The sequence below is a fragment of the Pseudonocardia pini genome, from assembly GCF_013870575.1.
GTDB lineage: Bacteria > Actinomycetota > Actinomycetes > Mycobacteriales > Pseudonocardiaceae > Pseudonocardia > Pseudonocardia pini.
The window spans coordinates 1-1,480 of record NZ_JACBXB010001054.1; the positions used below are offsets into that span (position 1 = coordinate 1).

Sequence of the window (1,480 nt, forward strand, 5' to 3'; positions counted from 1 at the left end):
GTGTCCGGGTGCCCGAGCGGGTCAAGGTCATCGCAGCGGACGACGAGCCGCTCGCCGACCTGGTCCGCCCCCGCCTGACGACGGTGGGCGCCGACCTCACCGACGGCGACGCCCGGATGGCCGACGCCGTGCTCGGCGCGGTCGAGGGGCGGTGGGATCCCGAGCAGGCGGTCCGCCGCTTCCCCGCCCGGCTGATCCCGCGCGAGACCGCCTGAGTTTCGGACCGCCGTCCGCGGGCTATCTCGGCTCCATGGCGAAATTCCGCAAGGGCGCGCGCGTGGCGTGGAACTGGGGCAACGGGCAGGGCGAGGGCAAGGTCGCGGAGGTGCACACCGACCGCGTCGAGAAGACGATCAAGGGGAAGAAGCAGACCCGCAACGGGTCCGACGACAACCCCGCCTACGTCCTCTCGCAGGACGACGGCACCACCGTCCTCAAGCTCGAGAGCGAGCTGGAGAAGGCGTAGCTCGCGTCAGCCCTCGTCGTCGACCACGTGCACCGCGGCCTCCTCCGCCGACGCACCCGCGCCGTCGATGCCCACGTCCTGGGCCCAGGCGTCGGAGTCGGTGTCGGAGACGCCGCCCTCGGCCTGGTCGACCAGCCGACCCGCGCGGCGGTCGCCGACCTGGTCGTCGAGCAGCTCGCCGTCGGTCTCGTTCGTGTCGGCGTCCCAGTCCGGGTCCTGGGGGTCCGGCTCCTCCTCCGCGAGCTCGCGGTCGAGGCGGGACTGCAGGCTCGCGTCCTCGTCCGCCGCCCACGGGCGCTCCGGCGGGGAGTAGCCCTCGTCGAGCACGTCGGCCACCCCGTCGTCGATCAACGTGTCCTCGGGCTCGAGCTGGTCGCTCTCGGTGTCGAACGTGTCCGGGTCACTCATGTGGACAGCCTGGCACCGTCGGGACCCGCCGCGCGAGTCGGGCCCACCTCGTTGACGAGGCCCCAGGCCAGCGCGGTGTCCGCGTCGAGCGGCAGCCCCGAGAGGGCGAACCACAGGGCCCGCCACCGGCCGATGCGACGCGGGATGCTCACGGTGCCGCCCGCACCCGGGATGAGGCCCATGGCCACCTCCGGCAGCCGCAGGACGGTGTCCGGGGCGGCCACGATCCGCCCGGCGTAGGCGGGGACCTCGATGCCGGCGCCCACACAGGCCCCGTGCAGGCGCACCTCGATCCGCTCCCGCAGCAGGTGGACGGGGCGAGCCGCGCCCGCGCGGGTGCGGACGAGGTGCGCGGTGGTCAGGTCCGGTGTGGTGCCGAACTCGTCCAGGTCGCCGCCCGCGCAGAAGGCGGGCCCCGCCCCGTCGAGCACGACCCGGTCGACGCTCGGGTCGAGCACCGCGACCTCCAGGAGCGAGACCAGCGTGTCCCGCAACAGCCGGCCGTAGGCGTTGCGGCGCTTCGGGCGGTTGAGGGTGAGGTGCAGGGTGCCGCCGTCGCGGGTGGCGAGCACCGGGTCGTCGACCGGCGGCGGGAGCGGCCGCGGG

Annotated in this window: 4 protein-coding genes; 2 read left to right on the forward strand and 2 right to left on the reverse strand. The window is 74.7% G+C overall.

The genetic code is table 11. The features are described 5' to 3' along the window. Both H5J29_RS32400 and H5J29_RS32405 read left to right on the forward strand, forming a co-directional pair. Positions 1–215, forward strand: a 215-nt coding sequence (locus H5J29_RS32400) for a substrate-binding domain-containing protein (RefSeq protein WP_181784713.1), incomplete at its 5' end; no start/stop codon positions are given. Between the two features lie 35 nt (positions 216–250). Then, on the forward strand, positions 251–466 hold the full coding sequence (locus tag H5J29_RS32405; RefSeq protein ID WP_181784714.1) for a hypervirulence associated TUDOR domain-containing protein: 216 nt from the start codon (positions 251–253) through the stop codon (positions 464–466). Positions 467–472: 6 nt separating this feature from the next. On the opposite strand, the gene H5J29_RS32410 is transcribed toward H5J29_RS32405, so the two are convergent. Both H5J29_RS32410 and H5J29_RS32415 read right to left on the reverse strand, forming a co-directional pair. Beyond that, complete coding sequence (locus H5J29_RS32410; protein WP_181784715.1) at positions 473–874, reverse strand: DUF5709 domain-containing protein; 402 nt, start codon at positions 872–874, stop codon at positions 473–475. Then, positions 871–1,480 (reverse strand): enoyl-CoA hydratase/isomerase family protein (locus H5J29_RS32415; RefSeq protein ID WP_181784716.1); only part of this gene is annotated, 610 nt, incomplete at its 5' end. The genes H5J29_RS32415 and H5J29_RS32410, both read right to left, overlap by 4 nt.

Bases quoted from the DNA above. Each gene is read 5' to 3' on its own strand.
- H5J29_RS32405 (WP_181784714.1), top strand. From the start codon at position 251: ATGGCGAAATTCCGCAAGGGCGCGCGCGTGGCGTGGAACTGGGGCAAC.
- H5J29_RS32410 (WP_181784715.1), bottom strand. From the start codon at position 874: ATGAGTGACCCGGACACGTTCGACACCGAGAGCGACCAGCTCGAGCCC.